This is a genomic window from uncultured Tateyamaria sp., from assembly GCF_947503045.1.
Lineage (GTDB): Bacteria > Pseudomonadota > Alphaproteobacteria > Rhodobacterales > Rhodobacteraceae > Tateyamaria.
Genome location: NZ_CANNCF010000001.1, coordinates 22221 through 39461 on the forward strand (window position 1 = coordinate 22221; position 17241 = coordinate 39461).

A 17241-nucleotide genomic window follows, 5' to 3' on the forward strand; every position below is an offset into this window, starting at 1 on the left:
TTTAGCGCGGGCGCGCGCCGCTAGCCACTGCCGATCAGCACGCCTGCTGCAAAAACCAGTGCCCCGCCCACGACAACCTGCAGGGTTGCCCGCCAGAACGGCGTGTCCATGTACTTGTTCTGGATCCATGCGATTGCCCAAAGTTCGATGAACACCACGACGATGGCGATGACCGTGGCCGTCCAGAAATCGGCAATCAGGTAGGGCAGGGCGTGACCCAATCCGCCCACGGTTGTCATGATCCCAGAGGCAAATCCGCGCTTGACCGGAGAGCCGCGCCCGGACAATTGCCCGTCATCAGAGGCCGCCTCGGTGAACCCCATCGAGATGCCTGCCCCCACGGAGGCAGCAAGTCCGACAAGGAAGGTGGTCCACGTGTCCTGCGTGGCAAAAGCGACGGCAAAGATGGGCGCCAGGGTCGACACCGACCCGTCCATCAGCCCGGCCAGACCCGGTTGCACATAGGTCAGAATGAACTGGCGGCGGTCCTTGTCATCTTCGGCGGCGCGGGTTTCATCATCCAGATGTTTGTCCTTGAGCGTGCCGGCCTTGCGTTCGTGCCCGGCCTCGGCCGCCGCCAGATCACCCAGCAGCTTGCGGGTGGCGGCATCCGAGGTGCGGGCGGCCGCAGCAGTATAGAACCGTTCGGCCTCGCGCTCCATCGCTTCGGCCTCGGCGCGGATGCGATCGAGGGACAGCGTCTCCATCAACCAGACGGGGCGGCGGGCATAGTAGCCGGACACATGTTCGCGCCGGATCAGCGGGATCACTTCACCAAAGCGCGCGCGGTGCAGCTCGATCAGGCGCTGGCGGTGGGTGTCTTCCTCGGCGGCCATGTCGTCAAAGATGGCGGCGCTGGCGGGATAGTCTTCACGCAGCCGCTCGCCATAGCCGCGATAGATGCTGGCATCGTCCTCTTCGGAGGAGATGGCAAGCGCCAGAATCTCCTGTTCGCTCAGGTCGTCAAAGCGTTTGCGCTGGGTTGTGAATCGCATGTGGTCGCCGTTCGTTTAGAATGATTCCAAACTATGATGGCGCGTCTGGCACAAGTTGCAACAGCGCTCACGCGGATTTTTCTGTCAGAACTGAACGGATCAGTTTATATTGCCTTCTGTCTTGGAGTGAAGGATGCCCATGAACGACGCCACGCCCATAGTCCGCAAGGGCCGGAAATTCGACCAGGTGCTTGAAGGTGCGCGGACTGTGTTCATGGCGGACGGGTTCGAAGGGGCCAGTGTCGATGACATCGCCAAACAGGCGGAGGTCAGCAAGGCCACCCTGTACAGTTATTTCCCGGACAAGCGGCTTTTGTTCATGGAAGTGGCCAATCAGGAATGTGCCCGCCAAAGCCGGGCAGCCATCGACACCATCGACATGAGTGCGGCCCCACGGGCGGTTCTGGCCCAGGTGGGGCGGCATTTCGTGCGCTTTATCACGTCGAAATTCGGCCAGCAGGTGTTTCGCATTTGCGTCGCCGAATCGGATCGGTTCCCTGAGATCGGGCGGGCTTTTTATCAGTCGGGCCCGGCCCGCATGCGGGCGGTGATGACCGAGTATTTTGCCGGTGCGATGGCCCGGGGCGAGTTGCAGATCGAGGATCTGACCCTTGCTGCGGACCAGTTTGGCGAGCTGTGCAAGTCCGACATCTGGCCGCGCCTGATGTTCGGGGTGATCCGCCAGGTGGACGAGGCCGATATCGACCGGGTGGTGGACGGTGCGGTCGAAACCTTCATGGCCCGCTACGGCACCTGACGCCGGATTTGCATATTTTCAGAACAATGAAGCAGCCTCGACTCGCGGGGGCGACTCGGCGTATTCAAAATGAGAACATAATGTGAACATCTTGCAATGCCCGACCGCCGTATCCTGTCCCTGTGGTTTCCCCGATTGGGGGCCGAACGTCTGATCCGGCGCCAGCCGGTGCTGGGCGATCAGCCGCTGGCCGTGGTGCAGGAGCAGCAGAACATGCAGCTTATCACGGCCCTGAACGCTGTTGCGCAATCCCATGGTTTGCAGGTCGGTCAACCGGTGCGCGACGCCCATGCGATGTGCCCCGGTCTGCTGACCTTTCCGCGCAGTGTGGCGGGCGAGACCCGGTTTCTGGAGGCCTTGCAGCGCTGGGCGGGCAAGTTTTCCCCATGGGTCGCGCCCGAAGCGGGGGACGCGCTGGTGGTTGATCTGACGGGCTGTGCCCATCTGTTCGGGGGTGAGGCGCAGTTGATGCAGGTGGTCGAGGATGATTGCACCGATCTGGGCCTCACTGTGCTGATGGGGCTGGCCGACACCCGCGGGGCCGCCTGGGCGCTGGCGCGTTATGCGGGCCGGGCGACCGGGTCGGACCGGACCGGTGACGCCATCGATCAGGAGGCCCGCGCCACCCGCTCGCGCGCAGGCAAGCGGCGGCATTGGACCAAGGGGGGTGCAGCCCCCACGGTCCGCACCCGCTTGGACAACACGCAGCGGATTGCGGCCCCCGGTCAGACCTATGGCGCGCTCAGCCCGCTGCCCATTGCCGCCCTGCGCCTAGAACCGGAGGTGAGCGCGCAGCTGGGCCGGTTGGGTCTGCGCCGGGTGGGTGATCTGCTGGGCCAGCCGCGCGCGGGGCTGGCGCGCCGGTTCGGGCGGGGGCTGGTGATGCGCCTTGATCAGGCGATGGGCAGCGCGCCCGAGCCGGTTTCTCCCGCCAAGCCGCCGGATCATTTTGCCGTTCGCATGACCTTGCCGGACCCCATTGGCCTTGCCGAAGACGTGATGGCTGGGATCGACCGGTTGTTGCCGCGCCTGTGCAAGGCGTTGGAAGACAAGGGAAAAGGTGCGCGCCGGGTCGCCCTGCAGGCCTATCGCAGTGACCACGGGGTCGAGGTGATCGAGGTGGGGCTGGCCCGCCCCAGCTTTGATCCTGCCCGCATCCGTCCGCTGCTGGAACTCAAGCTCGACGAGATCGATGCGGGCTTTGGCATCGACATGCTGCGCCTTGTGGCGGTGCAGGTCGAACCCTTGCATGACGCGGTGGTGGTGGGCCATTTGCAGGCCGGAGCGGCGGTGCAGGCGCGGCTGAACAAGACCAATGCGCTGGACGATCTGGTTGGGCGACTGGGCGCGCGGGTGGGGCTGGATGCGATCCGCCGCCTGCACCCGGCTGACAGTCATATCCCTGAAAAGTCACACCACATCCTGTCCGCTGCCTGGTCCAAACCGCATGAGGGGCCCTGGCCTGCGCCTACCAATCCCCGCCCGCTGCTGCTGTGGCCGCCCGAGCCCGTGCACGCCCCCGCCACCCCGCGCCTGCCCGAGACGTTCCGCTGGCGTGGGCGCGCGCTGACCCGCCTGCGCGCCATCGGCCCCGAGCGGCTGGCCCCGGAATGGTGGCTGGACGATCCCAACTGGCGCTCTGGCACGCGGGATTACTGGGTGACGGACACAGCCTGCGGCGCACGGCTGTGGCTGTTTTACGGACATGGCGGGGCGATGTCGGCGGGCTGGTTCTGTCAGGGCAGTTTTGCCTGAAGCGCGCAACGGGTGGGAACGGGTACGGGTCGTTAGCAGTGGAAGGGCAGGTTAACGTCATGAAAACAAGGCGAATCGGCGGGTCACAGCCCGTACACAACCTGTGCACACCTTGTGCACCGCATGGCATACGATTGCCGGGAAATGGCCGGGTTAACGGAGCGTGCGGTGGGGTTTGTTAAGGGAAGGTAAATGGGAAGGTTGCGGGAGTCGTCGTGCCACAGCGACCACTGGCGAACCATCGACAGCGCACTTTCTGACAGTAAAGCACATCAATCCGGTCAGCGGAGAGCAGAAGTGCCCGACACACTGCGGTGTCAGCCCCCGCCAAAAGCCGACTGTGTTCTGGCCACAAACGCCTCGACCGTCTGGCGGCTGTCACGTTCCTTTTCATCCAGCATGTCGCCGACCTGACTTTGAGTTGCGCGGGCATGATCCAGATCGTCAAGGCCGTAAGCGACGCCATAGCGCCCCATGGGGTGGGCGGCGACCCAGTCGTCACGGGAGGCATAAAGGCCGGGCACGATCACGCTCAGGCACCCGCAGATGGCCGCGAATTGCGAATACATCGTCGCCTCGTCATAGCTGTAGAACACGTCGCAGCGGTTAAAGACCTCGGCCACTTCGGCATGAGACATGCCGTCGATGCAGATGGCATTTTCGGTTTCCGGGATGCGTGGCTTGTCGTGGCCCTTGCGCACCATGTAGCACGCGCCCGCGCGGTCGGCGCGCTGTTCGTTGCGGTACATCGGGTTGCGGTTCCAGACATAAAGGTCGGGCGCGCCGCCGGTCAGGTCCGGCAGGTCCGACATCTCGCCGGCGCGAAAGAACATCTCGTTTTCGGTGAATGCGTAGGGGTCCTTGAGGCCGGGCCGGTACAGCAGCCAGCGCACCACATTGCGCGCACCGAGCGGGTTGCCAAGGGTCACCTCGGGGTAGACGACGATGCTGTCCGGGCGCAGGTCGCCTGACCGGGCGATACGCGTGTTCAGCTCGGGGTTCAGATCGAACTTTGGGGTCTTCCAGAGCGCGCTGGGCTTGCGCGACAGCTTTTTCAGCCATGCGGGCGTGCTGAGCTTTTCCATGGTCCAGGGCCATAGCCGCACATCCTCGCCCAGACTGTCCAGCACATGGGCGAGTTGATGCAGAAAGATCGCGCCGCCGCTGTCAGGGTCAAAGGACGGCGCGAAGATCAGGTAATTGGGCCGCTTTTTCACAGTTCAGCTTTCTTGCTGGTCAAGGTATTGGCGTTCCAGGTCCAGCAAATCCTGTTTGCGTGTCTTGATGCGTTTGGCGGGGGTGCCTGCGACGATGGTCCACGGTTCGGTCGAGTGTAGAACAACTGACCCCGCCCCGACAGCCGAGCCATCGCCCAGTTCGACACCCGGCCCGACCACCGCGTTGGTTCCGATGATCACGTGGCGGCCCAGGCGCACTGGCGCCATGTGTTCGGTTTTGAAGCCATCCGGCACCGTCGGGTTGGTCAGGGTCGCGCCGGAATAGTCGTCCGATTGGGAAAACACCTTGGCTCCATAGGCCATGCCCGCGAAATCACCGAGGGTCACGCCCGGCGCCCCACCCGCGACCAGACAGAGGGCCGCCACATGCACATTGCGCCCCATCGTAACGCGCCCGGATATGACGCAGAAATCGTCGATCCGGGTGTGATCGCCCAGCCGCATCTTTTCGGGTTCATAGATCGACGCCCTGTCGCTGATGCGCACGTTCTGGCCCAGGGCGGCAAAGCCCATCCGTGCCAGATCGTCCTCGCTGAGATATGCCATCGCCTACACCTGCCTGAACCAGTCGCGCACAACCGCGATGACCTCTTCGATGTCCTGATCCAGTGAAAAGAACATCGGCAGGCGCACGAGGCGGGCCGAGATATCATCTGTGACGCTCATCGATCCCGCAGTGCGCCCGAATTTCAGCCCCGCCGGTGCCGAATGCAGCGGCACGTAGTGGAACGGGGCCGTGATGCCGCGCGACTTCAGAAAGGCGATGAACGCGTCCCGCCGGTCGATGTCGGGCATCAAAAGGTAGAACATGTGCCCGTTGCCGGTCGTCTCGGGCGGCACTTTTGGCAGTTGCACACGGCCTTCTGCCGCGAGCGACGCGAAGGCGTCTTGGTAACGGTTGTATTGGGCCAGGCGGCGTTTGCGGATTTCACCCTCTTCGGCGAGCTGGCCAAAGAGAAAGGCCGCGATCAGCTCGCCCGGGAGAAAGGAGGAGCCGAGGTCGACCCATGTGTATTTGTCCACCTGTCCGCGAAAGAAGCGGGCGCGGTTGGTGCCCTTTTCACGAATGATTTCAGCCCGTTCCACCAGATCGGCGCGGTTGACGGTCAGCGCGCCGCCCTCGCCGCTGATGATATTCTTGGTCTCGTGAAAGCTAAAGGCAGCCATGTCGCCAAGCGACCCTGCTGGGCGGCCCTTGTAGGTCGAACCATAGGCTTGGGCGGCGTCCTCGATCAGTACCAGATCATGGTTTTTGGCGATGGCGGCAAGGGCGTCCATGTCGGCGGGAAAGCCTGCATAGTGTACGGCGATGATGGCGCGCGTGTGCGGAGTGACCGCAGCGGCAACAGCGGCCGGGTCGATGTTGAGCGTATCGGGGTCGATATCCACAAACACCGGTGTCGCCCCGCGCAGGGCCACGGCATTGGCGGTCGACACGAACGTGAACGAGGGCAGGATCACCTCGTCCCCGACCGTGAGATCACACAGGATTGCCGACATTTCGAGCGCGGCAGTGCAGGAATGGGTCAGCAGGGCCGCTTTGGCCCCGGTTGTGCGGGCGATTTCGGCGTTGCAGACCTTGGTATAGTGCCCGTCGCCAGACAACTGACCACGCGCGATGGCGTCCTCGACATAGGCCAGTTCGCGGCCCACGAGGGACGGTCGGTTGAAAGGAATTTTAGGCTGGGCCACCAGAGGCTCGATTTCGGTTGCTTATGACTGGTGGTATTTAAGGGTATCACTGTCGGAATGACCAGTGCCGTCATGTGCCCCGGCGATCCAGGATGCGCACGGCTTTGCCTTCGGAGCGGGCGACGCCGCCGGTTTCGGCCACGTCCACGCGGACGGATATCCCGATGCTCTGCTTGATCTGAGCGGCCAGTGCCTGACCGGCGGCGTTGCGGTCGGCGGAGTTGTCCGCCGCCTCGCACAGCACCCGCATCTGATCCATACGGTCTGGTCTGGTCAGTTCGATCTGGAAGTGGGGCGCGAGGCCGGGGGTGGCCATGATCGCCTCTTCGACCTGCGTGGGAAAGACGTTGACGCCGCGCAGGATGATCATGTCGTCGCTGCGCCCTGTGACCTTTTCCATCCGACGCATCGACCGCGCCGTTCCGGGCAGCAGGCGCGTGAGGTCACGGGTGCGGTAGCGGATGATGGGGAACGCCTCTTTGGTCAGCGAGGTGAAGACCAGTTCGCCGAGTTCTCCGTCGGCGACCGGTTCGCCGCTGTCGGGGTTGATGATTTCGGGGAAAAAGTGGTCTTCCCAGATGTGCAGCCCGTCTTTGGTTTCTACGCACTCCATGGACACGCCGGGGCCGATGACTTCGCTCAGGCCATAGATGTCGACTGCATGCATATCAAAGGCGGTCTCGATCTCGCGCCGCATGGCGTTGGTCCAGGGTTCGGCGCCGAAAATGCCGACCTGAAGGGAGGAGGCGCGCGGATCGATGCCCTGGGTGTTGAATTCATCGAGGATCGAGAGCGCGTAAGAGGGCGTCACCGTGATCCCCTTGGGCTGGAAATCGGTGATCAGACGCACCTGTCGTGGCGTCATCCCGCCCGAGATGGGCACGGTCGTGAGCCCCAGCGCATCGGCGCCAAGATGGATGCCAAGCCCGCCGGTGAACAGCCCGTAGCCATAGGCGTTGTGCAGCAGATCACCCGGTTGCAGCCCCGCCGCGCGGAGGGAGCGGGCGACCACTTGGCCCCAGTTGGCGAGGTCTTGGTCCGTGTAGCCGACCACCGTAGGCTGGCCCGTGGTGCCGGAGGAGGCATGAATGCGCGCGACTTCGTCCCGCGGCACGGCGAACATGCCAAACGGGTAATTGTCGCGCAGGTGCTGTTTGGCGGTGAAGGGGAATTTGGCGAGGTCCGAGAGGGACTTGAGGTCGTCCGGATGAATCCCTGCGGCGTCAAAGGCCGTGCGGTAGTGGGGGACGTTCTGGTAGGCGTGGGCCAGCGACCATTGCATGCGGGTCAGCTGGAGGGCGGTGATTTCGTCGCGGCTGGCGATCTCGATCGGATCCAGTGTGCTGCGATCGGGGGTGAGGTCTTTCATTGTGTATCCTCGTCGAAATGCTGGCCTGCGATGGTGCGTGACAGGCCCCGGAACAGGGCGATTTTCTGCCCCTCAGAGGTCGTGACCACCACGTCATAGGTACCCGAGCGCCCCGTGCGCGCCACCTCGATGGCGGTGGCGGTCAGGGTGTCGCCCGCCGGGGCAGGCGCGAGATAGGTGATCTGGTTGGATTGGGCCACCGTGAGCGCATTGTAGGTGTTGCAGGCAAAGGCAAAGGCGCTGTCGGCGAGGGTAAAGATCATGCCGCCATGGCAGATGCCATGCCCGTTCAGCATGTCGTCGCGCACAGGCATGGCAAGCGTGGCCGTGCCCGGGCCGATGGCGGTGAGGGTCATGCCAAGTGCCTGGCTGGCGCGGTCCTTGGCCCACATCCGCTCTGCACAGGTCTGGGCCCGTTGCTGGGGCGTCATTGCGGCCTCGTCTTCGTTGTGATTTTGGGCAGTGTTGCCCGGATTTGGAGCGCCGTTCAACTGCTCAGGCCACCGAGGACTTGAAATTGCGGCCTGTCCGGGCAAGTGTTGATCCAATGACGCTGCATATCCCACCTCCGTCCAATTCGGCCCAGATGCCCAGCCCGCAGGTGGCGTTTCACCGCACCGAGCTGGCGGTGATCCTGTCGCTGTACGGGCGCATGGTGGCGGCGGGAGAGTGGCGGGATTACGGGATTTCCTGTTTGCGCGAGGTGGCCGTGTTTTCGGTGTTTCGGCGCACGGCGGAAAACCCGCTTTACCGAATTGAAAAGCGACCCAAACTGCGGGACCGGCAGGGGATGTACGCGGTGATCGGGATCGACGGGCAGATCCTGCGCCGGGGCCATGATCTGAAGACCGTGCTGCGGGTGCTGGAGCGCAAGCTGATCCGCGCAGTGGAGTGATCCAATTGTCCGCTGACGCGGGCGCGATTCATTTTTGCTGATGAAGGGGCTTTGCCCCTTCAAACTTCCCCAGAGTTTTTTTGAGCCAAGTGAAGATGCAGGCGAGGACCGCTCCGGCTTCTCTGATTTGAAAAAATCCTCGGGGGGAGTCGCCTACAGGGCGACGGGGGGGCAGACAGCCCCCCTGCTGCGCTCGCCGCAGGCGGAATGTTCAGATCGTTAGCCGTTTATGGTTGGTCACGGGCCCTGTGTCCGTTGCCGCGATGCGCGCGAGGGCGGGCGCAATGTCTTCTTCGACCACTGCCATGTGGTGGGCATTGGCGTGGATCATCGTGCTGGGGCTGGTGATCAGGGCCACGTGGCCTTTCCAGAACAGCAGGTCGCCGGGCTCGTATGCGCTGCCTTCGGGCAAGTCATGGCCGGTATCGGCCTCCTGCATGTCGCTGTCGCCGGGGCAGGGCTGGCCGGCACGCAGCAGGGCGATCTGGATCAGGCCGGAGCAGTCGATGCCCGCCCGCGTGTTGCCGCCCCAGAGGTAAGGCGTGCCCAGAAACAGCCGCGCGGTTGTGATCGCGTCTGTGGCAGGTGCGGGGAGAGGGGTGACTTGCGCCTTGGGCACGTGGCCCAGTTCGGTTTCGATGAAATCGTCGCTTTCCCGTCGTGCCGCCAGTCGGGCGCCAAAGCTGAGCGTGGCGACTTCGGGCGCCTTGATCGAGGCCTTGCGGTAGGCGTGGGCGGCGGGGCGGCTGACCATATGGGTGGCAGCGACGGGGCCGCCGACGCTGCGCGCTGGGACAAAGCCGATATAGCCGTCGTGATCTGCGCGCACATAGGCGTGTGTATCATCCTCGCCCATCACCGTTACTTCGGCCCCGGCCAGCAACTGGCGGTCGCGCGCCCCGGAGGGCGTCCGGCACAGATCCACATGCGGCCAGGCGATGCGCCCGGGGCGGTCGACACCGAGATAGTCGGTGTTGGGTGTCAGGCGCGGATCGCTCACAGCTTGAGCGCGCGGGGCAGGGCGGCCAGCAGTGCCCGCGTGGCCTGTCCGACCCCACCCTTGGCCCGCGCGGGTGCGTCGCCGGGTTGCCAGCCGTAGATGTCGAAATGCATGTAGGGGCTGTGATCAACGAAACGGCGCAGGAACAGGGCGGCTGTGATCGATCCGGCAAATCCACCCTTGGGGGCGTTGTCGAGATCGGCGATGCCCGGTTCTATCATCGACTCGTAGGGCGCGTGAAAGGGCATGCGCCAGACGGGATCGGCCTGGGCGATGGCGGCCTCTTCCAGTGCTGCGGACAGGGCCGCATCATCGGTGTAATAGGGGGCCAGATCGGGGCCGACAGCGACGCGTGCCGCGCCGGTCAGCGTGGCCATCGAGATGATCAGATCGGGCTTGTCCTCATCCGCCAGCGCCAATGCGTCGGCCAGCACCAGCCGCCCTTCGGCGTCGGTGTTGTTGATTTCGACGGTGAGCCCTTTGCGCGAGGTCAGGATGTCTTGCGGGCGGAATGCATTGCCCGCCACGCTGTTTTCCACCGCCGGGATCAACACCCGCAGGCGCAGCGGCAATCCGGTGGCCATGATCATATGCGCAAGGCCGAGAACGGCGGCTGAACCGCCCATGTCCTTTTTCATCAGCCCCATCGACGCCCCGGGTTTGAGGTTGAGCCCGCCGGTGTCGAAACACACACCCTTGCCCACCAGCACCAGTTGCGGGCCGGAATTGCCCCAGGCCATGTCGATCAGCCGAGGGGCGCGGTCAGCGGCGCGCCCGACCGTGTGGATCATGGGGAAGTTGGCGGCCAGCAGGTCGTCGCCGGTGGTCACGCTGATCTCGGCCCCGAACTGGTCGGCGAGCACGCGGGCTGCGGCTTCGAGGTCCGGCGGGCCCATATCCGAGGCGGGCGTGTTGATCAGGGTACGGGTCAGGGCCTCGCCCTGTGCCTGCGCCTCGACCTGGGCGGCGTCAATGCCATCGGGTGCGATCAGTTGCGCGCCCATCGGCAGTTGCGATTTGTAACGGTCATAGCGGTAGCCTGCGAGGAGCCAGCCCAGTGCCTCGACCTCAAGCGTGGCCACATCAAGATCGGAGTGCAGCGCATAGATGCCGGCAGGCAGCCCTGCGGCCCCGGCGGCCAGATGAAAGCGGGCGCGGCGGCGCGATCTGGCACTGCCATAACCCACAGCCGCCATGCCCACGCCCCCTGCTCCGGGAAAGGTCAGCGCCTGCCCGAGCGCGCCGGTAAAACCGTGTACCTTGGCCCAGCCCTGCACCTCGGCGCCTTGCGCTTCCAACCACGGCGCGACGGCATCCTCGGCCAGCAGGTGCACGGGGATGGCAGCGGGATCATGTGAGGCAAAGGCAAGCGTCATCGAAGGCATCCTGTTGTGATGTGATGCGTGCGACCCTACGCGCTTTGACCGTTGCTGCAAGGGCGGGTGGTTGGAATCGCGGATCGCGGCCAGACCCGCCGGGGTTGGCCGCGATGCGTTCCAGAAATGATTGCGTCCCTAGATCGTGATGTCCTGCAAATCCCAGATCGCGGTCAGCGATTCCTCGCCCGTGCGCATCAGGCGCGACAGGGTGGCGGCCAGCGCGATCTGGTTGCGCGATTTGGCACAGGTCGCGACATCAGCTGCCACCTGCGCCATCACCTTCATCCCGATCTGGTCGGCAATGGCGATCAGCGACCGGCTTGCCTTGTGCAACCCATCGAGATCCCCGGCCCGGTACAGCCGGTCGCAATGGGCCATGCGCAGGGCAAGTTCCTCCATCGCGCGGCATACCACATCCTCCGCGGCTGCATGATCCATCTCTGAATAGAGCGCATCCAGGCGGTCGTGATCGACCTGTACATGCTCGGACAGCCGAAGCTGTGTGACGTTTGACACTTTACTCACCTCTTCTCACCCAATCTGGCGGACCCCCACGGTCTGGTCCGTGATCGCATAGGAGAGTTCCCAAATCGTTATGCCCGCCCTGTCTTTTCGCTCGAATTTGCCGACAATCCCGGGTAATCACATCCCTCAAAGACACTGAACGGACAGGCAGACTGACGCCATGCACAGGATCAAACCCCTTCCGACCTTTCTTTTGCAGCGCTATCAGGGGTGGAAGGCGACCACCTATGCCGAGAATTCGGCGTGGTATCGCCGCCTTGCCACCGAAGGGCAACGCCCGCGTGCCATGGTCATTTCCTGCTGTGACAGCCGGGTGCATGTGACCTCGATCTTTGGCGCGGATCAGGGCGAGTTTTTCATTCACCGCAATATCGCCAATCTGGTGCCCCCGTTCGAACCGGACGGCGATCACCATGGCACCTCGGCAGCGGTCGAATACGCCGTCACCGTCTTGCAGGTCGCCCATATCGTCGTGCTGGGCCATTCGCGCTGCGGCGGTGTGCAGGGCTGTATCGACATGTGCGAGGGTCGTGCGCCCGAACTGGAGGAAAAGACCAGTTTCGTGGGTAGATGGATGGATATTCTGCGCCCGAAATACGAACAGGTCGCCGATATTGCGGTCGAGGATGACAAATCCCAGCGCCTTGAACAGCTGGCCGTCGTCACCTCGATGGAGAACCTGATGACCTTCCCCTTTGTCGAAAGTCGCGTGAATGACGGCTCGCTCAGCATCCATGGTCTCTGGACGGATATTGCCGAAGGCGGCATGAGCCAGTTCATGGGCAAGACGCTTGATTTCCAGCCCGTTTAACCTGCCGGACCGTCAAAAGGGGTCCTCATGGATCAGATACTGAGCCTTGCGGCCACGAACCTTCTTTCGCCGATCATTCTCAGCTTTGCGCTGGGCGTGGCGGCCGCATTGGCCCGGTCCGATCTGAACATTCCCGAGGCGGTGGCCAAGGGCATGTCGATTTATCTGCTCTTTGCCATCGGTTTCAAAGGTGGGGTGAGCGTGGCCGATCACGGCATCGACGCCACATTGGCCCTGTCGCTGGTTGCCGGTGTGGTCCTGTCTGCCGTTTTGCCGCTGATCGCTTTTGCGCTGTTGCAGGTGATGGGCAGCCTGTCCCGCCTCGATGCAGCGGCGGTGGCGGCGCATTATGGTTCGATCTCGATCGTGACTTTTGTGGCAGCCACATCCGTGCTGAGTGGCAGCGGGATCGTGTCCGAAGGGTATATGGTTGCGGTGGCCGCAGCGATGGAGGCCCCGGCGATCCTGTCAGCCCTTTGGCTGATCACGCGCGGAGGCGATTCCCGGCGCATGGACAATGACCTTTTGCGCGAGATCATGCTGAACGGGTCCATCGTGCTGCTGGTCGGCAGCTTTTTCATCGGCTGGATCACCGGCGTTGACGGACTGGCCAAGATCGAGGCGTTCATCGTCTCGCCGTTTCAGGGGGTTTTGTGCCTGTTTCTGCTGGATATGGGCCTTGTTGCGGGGCGCGGCCTGCGCAGCAGTTCGGGTGTGCTGACCCCCGGCGTTCTGGCCTTTGGCGTGGTGATGCCGCTGGTGGGGGCGACCCTGGGGCTGGCCACGGGCCTTTTGCTGGGCGTCAGCACCGGGGGCGTGGCGCTGTTCATGGTGCTGTCGGCCTCGGCCAGTTACATCGCGGTGCCTGCGGCCATGCGCGTCGCCCTGCCTGAGGCCAATCCGTCGATCTACCTGACCCTGTCCCTTGGGGTCACCTTTCCGTTCAACCTGACGCTGGGCATCCCGATTTACGTGGCCGTGGCCAGCGCCCTTACCGGAGGATAGCCCTGATGGAGACCCACAAGGCCAAACGTGTGGCCATCATCATCGAACAGGTCATGCAGTCGCGTCTGACCGATGCGATGTCCAAGGCGGGCGTGACGGGGTGGAGCGTGCTGCCTGTGCTGGGCGGGTCCGGCCGATCCGGCGCGTGGAGCCGCGAAGGGCAGGTCACCCGGGGTGCAGGTATGGTGCAGGTCATTTGCGTGGTGCGTCCCGACCGGATCGACGCGCTGCTGGATGCCGCCTTTTCCGTGGTCGAGCGTCATATCGGCATTGTCACCATCGGCGATTGCGAAGTGCTGCGGGCCGAACGGTTCTGACCGCTTAGGACGACGCGCGCAAAAAAAGGGTGACGCGCCAGTGCTGGCACGCCACCCCGTCCACTCGTTACCATACTCCCGTCCGTTCGCTTGCATCACCGGCCTGTAGCCTTGGTGGAGCGGTTGGACACCCAATCCATCAACGCGCGAGATGGTATTGCGTTCCCTTGGGAATTTGCAGCAGGCCGCATACTGCCCATGCGGCCATGCTGTCACACCGTTTGTCCTGTCTCTGTCTGTGCGGAGATCAGGCGGCGCAGGGCATGCGGCCTGCAATCAGGCGGCGCGGCTGCTTGCTGACAATCCGAGGGCGCTTGCGCAGGGCAGGGCGCGCCAGATCATCTGCAAAAAGATCGCTGAGTTCTTGCCGCGACACGTTTGGCTTGGCCAGCGTGTCGATTGCGGTTTCGCCCTGTGTTACACCACGGACCAGCGTTTTTACCCAATTCATCATCCCACTCACCTCATTCAATATTGCCAGCCCCCCGGCTGGCTTGTTTCGTCCGATCCCCCGATCGGTTGATGAGACAGTTATGCGGGAGACAAATTACTAATTTCTTGCCGTGTTACCGGGGATTGTTCATACCTCTGTTAATCCCTATGGAACCCCATAAAGATCAAAGGCTTAGGTCAGAAAAATACATTGATAAAACTGTCTGGACCGCGGGTTTTCCCGGTTGGGGCATGAAAACACCCCGGTTCTGTTAACCCGCTGGTAACCCGATCCGGTCCGAAAACCTTACCGAAGCACCATGCCGTCGGGCCAGCGCAGCCGGGTTTCCAGCGTAATGGTCTGGGTCTGGCCTGCGGGCAGCGCGAATTGCCACTCGAGAATGCCGCGCTGGTCGTCCACCGCCGTCACATCCGGCGCTGGCGTCGCGTCCCAGTTGATCACCAGGTCTTCCTGTTCGGAATAGGGCACCGCGTCCTGCACAGTGACGTCCCACGTCTGGCCGGTGATGTTTTCGATGTCGATCCGCACGGCCTCGGTCTCTTCGTTGGACCGGCTGATGATGCCGCGATCCCCTTCGTTGCGGTCAAGCACGGTGCGGGTCAGGCGCAGCCCTTCGATGGGGCCAAAAAAGATGTCCGCATCGGCATTGGGGGGCAGGGTCTCCATCTGGGTTTCGCCCACCAGTTCGCCATCCACATAAAGAACCGCCTGTCCGGGCAGCAGGATTTCGGGTGATGTGTTGTCGAATTCGACCAGACGATAGGCATTCTCGTTGCGTGCGGGCACCGCGCGTGCGGACAGGGTGGCGTCAAAGCTGATCGTGTCGAGCGCGACGCGCACCACGTCCTCTTGGGTACGCACGGTGACTTTGCCGGGCAGGGTGTAGGTGACACCGATGCCAGACAGATCGACCGTCGCGCGTTCTTCGACGATGACGGGCGCTTCCATTTCCGCCATGGAATCCGCCATTACGCTTTGCGACCGCATGAGCGTGGGCGCGGGAGACGGTTTTTGGGGATCCTCGATCCGGCGCAGGATCGGCCACAGGTTGCCCGGTTCGGAGCCCGAAAACGGCGACAGGGTCGACAGGGTCAAATCAACGTCGATCCAGTTCTCGGCGCTGTATTGCTCTATATAGGCACCGCGTTCGATGCGCAGCGTGGTGTCGCCCTCCAGAAACAGGTTGTAGACGGGCGCCCATTTCACAGCACCGGTGGGATAGCGCAGAGTCAGCGTCGCAGGACCCGCCTGCGCGGCGACCACGCTGAGCGTCAATGTGGAGGGGGTGGTGTTGGGCGGTGTCACGGCCTCAAGCGCGGCGGCGGCCTCTTGCACGGCAAAGGCCAGATCATCGCGATCCTGACGCAAGGCCCGCGCCTCGGCTTCGGCGGCGCGCATTGCAGAACGTGCGGCGGTGCCGTCGCTGGCGATCAACTGGCCGATGGCGCGCAGGGTTTCCACATCCGTCGCCCCGTCATCGGGCAGGGTGATGCCGTTCAGAAACTTGATTTGGTCCTGCGCGGCCTGCGCCTGCGCCAATGCGACGGCAATGGCGTCATCGCGCTGGGCGAGCGCTTCGATTGCCTGATCCAGTGCGGCCTTAGCCGCCAGCCATTCGGGTGTGCGCGGCGCGCGGTAGGGCCCATCGCCATCCGTGTCCCAACTGCGCGTGGACAGGGTGGCGCCGCTCAGCGCGATGTCGATCACCGAGGGATCGAGATCGCCGTCCATGTCCGCGATGCGCAGATCGTGTTCCCCTGCAGGCATCTCGAACGTGACTGTGCGGGTCACGATGGCCCCCTGGGCATAGGCGGTCACTGCCACGGGCGGGGCGTTCAGCGTGATGGTCTCGGCCCAGGCAGGCAAGGGCAGGAACAGGGCAACAAGGGCAAGAGCGCGCATGGGGAGACCTTTCATTGGGACAGGTCCAGTGTGCACCCGTCCGCCCAAAAGAAAAGGGGCCATTTGGCCCCTCATTCCCCGCTGATCCGTAAGGCGGAGGTGTCCTCCGCCCGACTGTCAGCCTTTTTTCAGCACCCGGTTGCCCAGCAATTCGGCGATCTGGACCGCATTGAGGGCCGCGCCCTTGCGCAGGTTGTCCGACACGCACCAGAAGTTCAGCCCGTTTTCAATCGTGCTGTCCTGACGGATGCGGCTGATGAAGGTGGCATAGTCGCCGACGCATTCGATGGGCGAGACATAGCCGCCGTCTTCGCGCTTATCGATCACCATGATCCCCGGCGCCTCGCGCAGGATATCGCGGGCCTCATCCTCGTCCAGAAACTCTTCGAACTCGACGTTGACCGATTCGGAGTGACCGACAAAGACCGGCACCCGCACGCAGGTGGCCGTGACCTTGATGGCGGGGTCGACGATCTTTTTCGTCTCCACCATCATCTTCCACTCTTCCTTGGTGCTGCCGTCTTCCATGAACACGTCGATCTGCGGGATCACGTTGAAGGCGATCTGCTTTTGGAACTTTTTGGGCGGCACTTCGGACACCGGGTTGTAGATGGACTTGGTCTGATCCCAAAGCTCATCCGCCCCTTCCTTGCCCGAGCCGGACACCGACTGGTAGGTCGACACCACAACGCGCTTGATCGTGGCACGGTCGTGCAGCGGCTTGAGGGCCACAACCATCTGCGCGGTCGAGCAGTTGGGGTTGGCGATGATGTTCTTTTTGGCATAGCCCATGATCGCGTCCGGGTTTACCTCGGGCACGATCAGCGGGATGTCCGGGTCGTAGCGATAGAGCGACGAGTTATCGATCACCACACAACCTGCCTTGGCCGCAGCCGGGGCGTATTTCTTGGTCGCCTCCGATCCGACGGCAAACAACGCCATGTCCCAGCCCGTGAAGTCAAACGTATCGAGGTCCTTCGTCTTCAGCGTCTTGTCACCGAACGACACTTCCGTCCCCAGCGAACGGCGGCTTGCCAGAACGGCCAGCTCGTCCACGGGAAACTGGCGCTCGGCCAGGATGTTCAGCATTTCGCGGCCCACGTTACCGGTGGCGCCCGCGACGACGACACGATACCCCATGATAGTC

At 63.4% G+C, this 17241-nt stretch carries 18 protein-coding genes; 6 read left to right on the forward strand and 12 right to left on the reverse strand.

Annotated features, from left to right (window positions below):
* Positions 1-20 precede the first annotated feature (20 nt).
* Entirely contained in the window at positions 21-995 is a 975-nt protein-coding gene (gene mbfA, locus Q1A89_RS00115; RefSeq protein ID WP_299721942.1) for an iron exporter MbfA, read from the reverse strand.
* 139 nt (positions 996-1134) lie between these two features.
* Between mbfA and Q1A89_RS00120 the strand changes: the two genes are divergently transcribed.
* On the forward strand, positions 1135-1752 hold the full coding sequence (locus Q1A89_RS00120; protein ID WP_299721945.1) for a TetR/AcrR family transcriptional regulator: 618 nt from the start codon (positions 1135-1137) through the stop codon (positions 1750-1752).
* 96 nt (positions 1753-1848) lie between these two features.
* The gene (locus Q1A89_RS00125; RefSeq protein ID WP_299721948.1) at positions 1849-3507 is read left to right on the forward strand and encodes a DNA polymerase Y family protein; all 1659 of its coding nucleotides are present in this window, start codon (positions 1849-1851) and stop codon (positions 3505-3507) included.
* A 317-nt stretch (positions 3508-3824) separates the two neighbouring features.
* Here Q1A89_RS00125 and Q1A89_RS00130 read toward each other — a convergent pair whose 3' ends face one another.
* The 5 genes from Q1A89_RS00130 to paaI all read right to left on the reverse strand — a co-directional run bounded on the left by Q1A89_RS00130 (position 3825) and on the right by paaI (position 8237).
* A complete protein-coding gene (locus tag Q1A89_RS00130; protein WP_299721951.1) occupies positions 3825-4724 on the reverse strand; it encodes a hypothetical protein in 900 nt (299 codons plus the stop codon).
* A gap of 3 nt (positions 4725-4727) precedes the next feature.
* Positions 4728-5291, reverse strand: coding sequence for an acyltransferase (locus Q1A89_RS00135; protein WP_299721954.1), 564 nt, complete (start codon positions 5289-5291; stop codon positions 4728-4730).
* Positions 5292-5294: 3 nt separating this feature from the next.
* Complete coding sequence (gene rffA / locus Q1A89_RS00140) at positions 5295-6437, reverse strand: dTDP-4-amino-4,6-dideoxygalactose transaminase (RefSeq protein WP_299721957.1); 1143 nt, start codon at positions 6435-6437, stop codon at positions 5295-5297.
* 70 nt (positions 6438-6507) lie between these two features.
* Positions 6508-7806: a phenylacetate--CoA ligase PaaK gene (paaK, locus tag Q1A89_RS00145; RefSeq protein ID WP_299721960.1), complete on the reverse strand. Its 1299-nt coding sequence runs from the start codon at positions 7804-7806 to the stop codon at positions 6508-6510.
* On the reverse strand, positions 7803-8237 hold the full coding sequence (gene paaI, locus Q1A89_RS00150) for a hydroxyphenylacetyl-CoA thioesterase PaaI (protein ID WP_299721964.1): 435 nt from the start codon (positions 8235-8237) through the stop codon (positions 7803-7805). The genes paaK and paaI overlap by 4 nt, the downstream gene beginning before the upstream one ends.
* Positions 8238-8353: 116 nt before the next feature.
* On the opposite strand from paaI, the gene Q1A89_RS00155 reads away from it, so the two are divergent.
* Complete coding sequence (locus Q1A89_RS00155; RefSeq protein WP_299721967.1) at positions 8354-8701, forward strand: DUF2794 domain-containing protein; 348 nt, start codon at positions 8354-8356, stop codon at positions 8699-8701.
* Between the two features lie 211 nt (positions 8702-8912).
* Here the strand turns inward: Q1A89_RS00155 and Q1A89_RS00160 are convergent, their stop codons facing one another.
* From Q1A89_RS00160 to Q1A89_RS00170, 3 genes are all read right to left on the reverse strand, one after another.
* A complete protein-coding gene (locus Q1A89_RS00160; protein ID WP_299721971.1) occupies positions 8913-9701 on the reverse strand; it encodes an NlpC/P60 family protein in 789 nt (262 codons plus the stop codon).
* Positions 9698-11077 (reverse strand): M17 family metallopeptidase, encoded by a 1380-nt coding sequence (locus Q1A89_RS00165; protein ID WP_299721974.1) that lies wholly within the window; start codon positions 11075-11077, stop codon positions 9698-9700. The genes Q1A89_RS00160 and Q1A89_RS00165 overlap by 4 nt, the downstream gene beginning before the upstream one ends.
* Before the next feature lie 138 nt (positions 11078-11215).
* The gene (locus tag Q1A89_RS00170) at positions 11216-11596 is read right to left on the reverse strand and encodes a hypothetical protein (RefSeq protein WP_299721977.1); all 381 of its coding nucleotides are present in this window, start codon (positions 11594-11596) and stop codon (positions 11216-11218) included.
* Between the two features lie 169 nt (positions 11597-11765).
* On the opposite strand from Q1A89_RS00170, the gene Q1A89_RS00175 reads away from it, so the two are divergent.
* Genes Q1A89_RS00175 through Q1A89_RS00185 form a run of 3 tightly spaced genes read left to right on the forward strand, consistent with a single transcriptional unit; the run spans position 11766 to position 13738 of the window.
* Positions 11766-12416, forward strand: coding sequence for a carbonic anhydrase (locus Q1A89_RS00175; protein ID WP_299721980.1), 651 nt, complete (start codon positions 11766-11768; stop codon positions 12414-12416).
* A gap of 27 nt (positions 12417-12443) precedes the next feature.
* Positions 12444-13421, forward strand: a complete 978-nt coding sequence (locus Q1A89_RS00180) for a sodium-dependent bicarbonate transport family permease (protein ID WP_299721983.1) — start codon at positions 12444-12446, stop codon at positions 13419-13421.
* A 5-nt stretch (positions 13422-13426) separates the two neighbouring features.
* A complete protein-coding gene (locus tag Q1A89_RS00185; RefSeq protein ID WP_299721986.1) occupies positions 13427-13738 on the forward strand; it encodes a transcriptional regulator in 312 nt (103 codons plus the stop codon).
* 247 nt (positions 13739-13985) lie between these two features.
* Here Q1A89_RS00185 and Q1A89_RS00190 read toward each other — a convergent pair whose 3' ends face one another.
* The 3 genes from Q1A89_RS00190 to Q1A89_RS00200 form a co-directional block, all read right to left on the reverse strand.
* Positions 13986-14192, reverse strand: a complete 207-nt coding sequence (locus tag Q1A89_RS00190; protein ID WP_299721989.1) for a hypothetical protein — start codon at positions 14190-14192, stop codon at positions 13986-13988.
* A 285-nt stretch (positions 14193-14477) separates the two neighbouring features.
* Complete coding sequence (locus tag Q1A89_RS00195; RefSeq protein ID WP_299721991.1) at positions 14478-16094, reverse strand: DUF4139 domain-containing protein; 1617 nt, start codon at positions 16092-16094, stop codon at positions 14478-14480.
* A 117-nt stretch (positions 16095-16211) separates the two neighbouring features.
* Positions 16212-17234 carry an aspartate-semialdehyde dehydrogenase gene (locus Q1A89_RS00200; protein ID WP_299721995.1) on the reverse strand — a complete coding sequence of 341 codons (1023 nt, stop codon included), beginning with the start codon at positions 17232-17234 and terminating at the stop codon, positions 16212-16214.
* Positions 17235-17241 lie beyond the last annotated feature (7 nt).